Source organism: Gemmatimonadota bacterium, assembly GCA_009835325.1.
Lineage (GTDB): Bacteria > JAAXHH01 > JAAXHH01 > JAAXHH01 > JAAXHH01 > JAAXHH01.
The window spans coordinates 114,212-120,862 of sequence record VXWP01000083.1 but is presented as its reverse complement, the minus strand read 5'-3'; the positions used below and the strand labels follow the sequence as shown (position 1 = coordinate 120,862).

Here is a 6,651-nt window from a genome sequence, read left to right as displayed (position 1 = left end):
CCCCCTCCGCCTGCCCCGCCAGCCGCGGATTCGTCGTGGAGATAGCCGGATACGTACCGGGCGGGAATGCCCCAGGTCCGCGCGACGGCGATCATGACGTGGGCGTAATCCTGGCATACGCCCCGACCGGTATCCAGGATGTGTTCGATCGTTGAAGAGATCGTGGTGCTCCCGGGCACGTACTCGAAGCGTTCGAAGAGTGCACCGGACAGCCGTTTCAACGCGGCCAGCGGGTCTCCCGCGGGTGCTATGCCGCTCTGTTGCACGAACCTCTCCAGGGCGGGCGAAGGAAGGGCCAGGCCGCTGTGATCCATAAAGTCCCATTGGTGGAACGAGTCGCGCCAGCCCCGGATGGTCTCCCAGGCGTCTTCTTCGCATTCCTCAGGCGGTGCGGCCCCTGGTGTAACGCCAACCATGGAGCGCGCGGTGATGGACAGCGACCGGTGATCGCGGTTCAGGTGAAGCTGGTGGCGTGTATTGCCGAAGGCGTCCGAGACCGGAAAGATCGAGCCTTCCGGTTCCGTCTCGATCCGGAACGCGGAGACGCGCTGCCTGCGGTCCTCGAGCGGTCTGAGCGCCAGGGACATCGCGCAGTTCCGCACGGGGAAGCCATATCGGTACATCGTGACATGCTTGATCCGGTATCGCACGTTTTTGACCATGGCGTCAGCGTACGGGCAGGGATTCCAGGGGATAGGCGATATAGGCGTCCATGATCTGCTGGTGAAGCTTCCGGCTGTCGCCATTCACCTGTTCCAGCGTGACGCTCCAGGCCGTAACGTCCTTCCCGCCATCCCGGACAACCGCACAAAGGGAGGCACTGAGCGCCGCCGCTTCCGTGCCCGCGCCGGGCGATGGACCCGGTCCAATGGCGTCAAGCACGGAGGCGGTCGCGTCGAGGGACCGACGCACGGAGCCCGGAAGCAATTCGTCCGTTACGATCAGATCGAGCACCTGTCCGGGCTGTACCACTACGCTGTAGGTGTGCACGTAGGCGTCGAAGGCACGAAACACGTGCAGCAGGTTCGCCCAGTCCGCGTCGAACGATTCGTCCTGGCCGTCCTGCGCCGCAATTTGAGACAACAGGATCGATGCGGAAAGCTGCACCCGTTCCATGAACCTGCCCAGCTGGATGAAATGCCAGCCTTCATCGCGGTACATGGTCGCCTCGGCCACGCCGGTGAAGGTGGCGATATCCTTTGCCGTACCCGCGTAGAAAGACTCCGGGGCCGTCTTCCATATCTCCTGAATGGTCAATCCCTGCAATCGCAGGAAAGTCATGTTCAACGAAAGCCACATCTCGGCACTGATGTAGTTTCGGACCTGCCGTGCGTTCTCCCGGGCGAACGCGAAGCAGTTCCATATGGAATCCGGATTCGTGGGTTCGAAAGTAAGGTGATCGGCCAGGGTATAGGAGTCGGCCAGCGCGTAGTCGTCGTTCCCGAAGGCTTCCAGCGTACCGGCGGGCGGGGACTGGTTCATGCTGCTGTACACGCGGTTCCATCCGAAATGGATTTCGCGCAGCGGACGGTCCACCAGCGTTTCCACCTGCAGTTGCATCAGCCGGCTGAGGTGCGCGGCGCGCTCGAGATACCGGCCCATCCAGTACAGGCCCTGTGCGCTTCTGGAAAGCATTCAGTCCCCCAGTACCCAGACGTCCTTGCCTCCGCCTCCCTGGCTGGAGTTCACGACCAGGCTGCCCTCTCGCAGCGCGACTCGGCAGAACGCACCCGGCACGATACGGGTCTCGCGGCCATGGAGCACGAAGGGCCGCAGATCCACGTGCCGCGCCGCAGCTCGGCCACCGATCAGGCACGGCGCGCGCGAAAGGTCCAGTACGGGCTGCGAAATGAAGTCCGCGGGGTTTTCCCGCAAATCACGGGCGCAGGCTTCCCGTTCATCGGGCGTCGATTCCGGCCCGACCAGCATGCCGTATCCCCCCGATTCACCCACCCGTTTCACGACGAGTTCCCGCAGGTTGTCCAGGGTAAATTCGAGGTCCTCCGGCCGGCGGCAGATATAGGTCTTCACGTTCGGTAGCAGCGGTTCTTCGGCCAGGTAGTATCGTATCATGTCGGGAACGTATGCGTACACGCTCTTGTCGTCCGCGACGCCCGTGCCCGGCGCGTTCACCAGGGTGACGTTCCCGGCCCGGTAGACGCCCATGAGGCCCGGCAGGCCCAGCAGGGAGTCCGGCCGGAATACGAGCGGGTCCAGGAAATCGTCGTCCACCCGGCGGTAGATGACGTCCACTTTCCGCAACCCCGAAGTGGTGCGCATGTACACAAAACCGCCGTCGACCAGCAGGTCCCGGCCCTCGACCAGGGTCGCCCCGATCTCGTGCGCCAGGTAGATGTGCTCATAAAACGCCGCATTGTATACGCCGGGCGTCAGCAGCACCACGCAAGGATCGTCTTCCCCGCGAGGCGCAAGTTCCTTTAGCGTTTCGCGGAGCAGGCGCCCGTACTGCTCGACTTCCCGCACCCTGCAGCTGCGGTAGAGCCTGCGCAGGTTGGCCTTGACCGCTTTCCGGTTGGCGACCATGTAGGATACGCCGGATGGCACGCGCAGGTTGTCCTCGAGCACGTGGAATCCTTCATTCGTGCGGACCAGGTCTGTGCCGCAGACCGCGACATACGTCCCGTGCGGCACGGGCGCCCCCCGCATTTCGACGCGGTACTGGGGACAGCCGCGCACCAGGTCGACCGGGACGACCCCGTCATCGACGATGCGGGCGGGACCGTAAACGTCGGCGAGAAACCGGTTCAACGCCTGCAGCCGCTGGCCAAGTCCGGCTTCAAGCTGCCGCCATTCTTCGGCGGGCAGGATCCGGGGAAGGCAGTCGACGGGCATGATGCGCTCGCCGGCTTCATCTCCTCCGTATACCGTAAACGTGATGCCTTCGCTGGAAAAGGAATGCGTGACCCGTTCCTGCATGCGAACGAGTTCTTCGACGGGAAGCCGGAGCAGTGATTCGTGCAGACCGAGGCAATGAGCGTGCGGTGTCCCGTCAGGGAGGAACATCTCGTCGTAGAAAGCGCTGTCCAGGTCGTATGCGTCGAAATCCATAACGAGGGTCTCCGATCATCGGACCAGCTCATGCTTTCCACCGGCTAACATGTTATATTGGACAATACGGCAGATCAAGGGGAAGTCTCGCCGTTTGTCAAGCGTCCGGACGGCCTGGATGCAACACTCGGCCGGATCGAACACGAATCTGTTTTCCGTTCCAAACATTTCCTTTGCGCTTTTAGGTTCTCTCGGTATTATCACCTTATATGCGTATCTACCGCGCGTATATCGTTTCACCGATACCTGTTGCATCGGTCTGATCGTCCCGCATTCATGACCTGAGAAACAAGAACCCGAGGTATCCGCGTCAGTCAAAACAGCGGGAGATGGTAGCGGGAGATGAATTGATGGGCGTTACGCTGGCAAATTCCCTTACCGCGTATTTCGACTTCATCTGGATGTCGTTCCTGTTGCTGGGGCCGATGCTGATCCTGGGTCTGCTGCTTTCCGGGCTGATCCACGTGTTCATCTCCCGGGAAGCGATCCTCAAATGGCTCCAGGACGACAGCCTCCGGTCGGTCTCCGTCAGCTCCGCGGTCGGTGTGCCAATCCCCCTCTGCAGCTGTTCCGTCGTCCCCGTCGTGGCCGAAATGCGCCGGAAAGGCGCTTCCCGGTCGTCCTGCATGGCCTTCCTGATTACCGCGCCGGAAACCGGAGCGGACTCCATCCTCGTCACCAACGCGTTTTTCGGGTTCATCGCCGCCGTGGTACGCCCCTTCATCAGTTTCGTCACGGCCGTCGTGGCGGGTATTTTCTGCATCGGCCTGATCCGGGACGACAACGGTGAAGTCAAGCCGGGCGAGGAAGATCACGATCACCATGATCACGATCACCATGATCACGACCATCACGGCCATGATCACGATCATGATCATGAACACGGGGTCCACGATCCGTTGATTTCGGACAAGGACGACTGCTACGTCAGTCCCGCCGCCATGAAGGTCCTGATGGCGCGATGGATCAAGAGTATTACCACCGTAGCCTCCACCTGGAAGTTCGGATCGTGGATCAAACCCGAATTCTACCGCGAAATCGCCGGGGAACAGGCGAAAAAGTCCAGTGCGGCCGTCGAAGTGGATCGGGTGGCGGAGGAATATCCCGGCCTCGATTTCAAGAAGATCGTCAAACACATCATGCACTACGGCTTTGTAGAGATCGCCGACGATATCCTCTTCGCGCTGCTCGTCGGTATCGCACTGGGCGGCGTGCTCTTCCTCGTCATTCCGGCCGACCTGATGTCGAACGAGTATGCGCGCTGGCTGTCCTACCCCGTCATGATCATCGTAGGCGTGCCCCTCTACATCTGCGCTTCGGCCAGCACACCGATCGCGGCCGCGCTGGTGGCCCGAGGCGTGAGCCCCGGCGCCGCGCTGATATTCCTGATGACCGGACCGGCTACCAACACGAGCACCATCGCCATCATCATGAGCCAATTCGGTGCGCGTTTCGCGGCCATCTACGTGACCACCGTCATCGTGGTTACCGCCGTGATCGGCATCGCCATCGATTTCATGCTGCTGGCGACGGGCTTCACGATTTCGGTCAACCTGCTCCCTTCCGAATCCCCCGCGATCCAGTTCATTCAGTGGGGCGGCGCGATCTTGTTAATCGCGCTGATCCTCTGGCGGTACCGCGCGGGCGCCATGCGCAGAGGGTACGAAGACATGATGGTCAACGTCCGTCCGTTGTCCAGGCCCTGGCGTAACGCCTGGAAGCGGCTGACGCGGGACCGGTCCTTCCGGGGTACGGTCTCGCCCGCCACGCCGATGGGCATGATGCTCTGGGGCCTGTTGCTGGTCCTGTTCCTCGGCAGCGGGTTCACGACCGTGCCCCCCGGGCACGTCGGATACGGCCTGTTGTTCGGACAGGTATACTGGAAAGACCTCCAGCCCGGGCTGCATTACCTGGCACCCCGCCCCATGGTGCAGGTGGACAAGTGGCCGGTCAAGGAAGTGAAATCCATCATGTCCGATACACCGTACGAGTACGTGTCGGGCGACCTGAACATGCTCACGCTCACCCTGGACGTCCAGTACCGCGTGAAAGACCCGTACACGTACCATTACCGTACGGTTGACCCGGAAGAGATCATTGAAGACGCGGTCCGCGAGCACCTGCGCACTTTCATCAATGCCCGCGACCTCGATCGCCTGCTTACCGCATACCGGGCGGACATGGTCGACGAACTGACGAATCTCTTCGTCGTGGACGCCGACATGCATGGAGACAAGACCATTCTAAACACCGTCGATCTCGTGAAGGTAAGCCTGCTGGACATTACTCCGGCCGCGGAAGCGATGAACTCGTTCCGGGAGATCTCCAGCGCCCAGGAAGACCGGGAGCGGATCATCGTCAACGCGCAGAGGTTCATGGTCTCCCTGGTGCCGCGTGCCTATGGCAACGCCGAGTATGAAAGAGAACAGGCCGATGGAGAAGCTTTCAGGAAGGTGGCGACCTCCGCGGCGGAAGCGGATGCCATTATGGTCATTTCATCGGCAATGCAGACTGCGCCGGAAGTCCTCAGGAACATGCTCTGGCGCGAGAAGCTGGAAACCGCACTCGCGGGCAACCCCAAGATCATCGTGCCCAACCGACAGAGTTTCAACAAGGTCGCGATCTGGAAGAAGAGAACGGCGGAGGCCGCCTCCCCGGACGGCCACGACAGGAGGTAAAGGCAAATGACCGGTAAAGGACGTGGCATCCGGAAGGCCATCGTCGCGCTCGTGCTGGCGGCGATCGTCTACGACTGTTTCTACATGATCAACGAGACCCAGCAGGGAGTCCTGACGAACTTCGGCCGGATTTCACCTCCGGTGAAGCAACCGGGACTGCACGTCAAGTGGCCCCGCCCGATCTCGAAAGTCTACAAAGTGGACCGAAGGCTGCAGACGCTGACCGACGTGTCCCATGAGCTTATTACCGAAGACCAGAAGAACATCCTGATCAGCGGCTACCTGCTCTGGCGCATCGTGGACCCCATCCTCTACGTGGAGGCGATTCGTACCGGCGAAAACGCCACTGAGCGACTGCGTGACCTCTATCTGTCGAGCAGCGGAATCGTAATCAGCAACAAGGCCCGGGACGCCTTCATCAGCCTGGGGCTGGAACACGAAGACCTGCACGAAGCGGCCCGCGACATACTCGGCAGCGTCGCGCCGATCGCCAGTGCGAACTACGGGATCGAAGTGCTGAAAGCCGGGATCATCGAGTATACGCTTCCCGTGGAGAACCGCCCGGCCGTGATTCAGCGCATGATCTCGGAGCGCGCGCGCATCGCGGCCCGCTACCGGAGCGAGGGTGAGGAGATGGCCATACGCATCGAAGCGCTGGCGATCAACGAACACGAAAAGCTCATGGCGGAAGCCCACGCGGAAGCCACGGCCATTCTCGGCGAGGCCGAGGCGGAAGCGATGGCGCTACTCGGCAGGGCCTATCGGAATGACCCGGCCTTCTACCGGTTCATCCGTGCACTCGACAGTTACGACCTGATCATCGACAAGAACACGACCCTCATGCTGCCGGCCGACAACGAGCTGTTCAGGTACCTGGACAGCCGAACGGTTCCCCGGTAAACGA

5 protein-coding genes are annotated in these 6,651 nt (G+C 61.5%); 2 read left to right on the top strand and 3 right to left on the bottom strand.

What is annotated here, in order from left to right; all coding sequences use genetic code 11:
* The 3 genes from F4Z81_11425 to F4Z81_11415 all read right to left on the bottom strand — a co-directional run.
* Positions 1–746: transglutaminase family protein (locus tag F4Z81_11425; GenBank protein MXW05666.1), on the bottom strand; the 746-nt coding region annotated here is incomplete at its 3' end.
* Positions 667–1,635: an alpha-E domain-containing protein gene (locus F4Z81_11420; protein MXW05665.1), complete on the bottom strand. Its 969-nt coding sequence runs from the start codon at positions 1,633–1,635 to the stop codon at positions 667–669. The genes F4Z81_11425 and F4Z81_11420, both read right to left, overlap by 80 nt.
* Positions 1,636–3,069: a circularly permuted type 2 ATP-grasp protein gene (locus F4Z81_11415; protein ID MXW05664.1), complete on the bottom strand. Its 1,434-nt coding sequence runs from the start codon at positions 3,067–3,069 to the stop codon at positions 1,636–1,638.
* Between the two features lie 329 nt (positions 3,070–3,398).
* Here F4Z81_11415 and F4Z81_11410 point away from each other — a divergent pair, with 329 nt between their 5' ends.
* Positions 3,399–5,747 (top strand): hypothetical protein, encoded by a 2,349-nt coding sequence (locus F4Z81_11410; GenBank protein MXW05663.1) that lies wholly within the window; start codon positions 3,399–3,401, stop codon positions 5,745–5,747.
* Positions 5,748–5,753: 6 nt separating this feature from the next.
* The gene (locus F4Z81_11405; protein ID MXW05662.1) at positions 5,754–6,647 is read left to right on the top strand and encodes a protease modulator HflC; all 894 of its coding nucleotides are present in this window, start codon (positions 5,754–5,756) and stop codon (positions 6,645–6,647) included.
* Positions 6,648–6,651 lie beyond the last annotated feature (4 nt).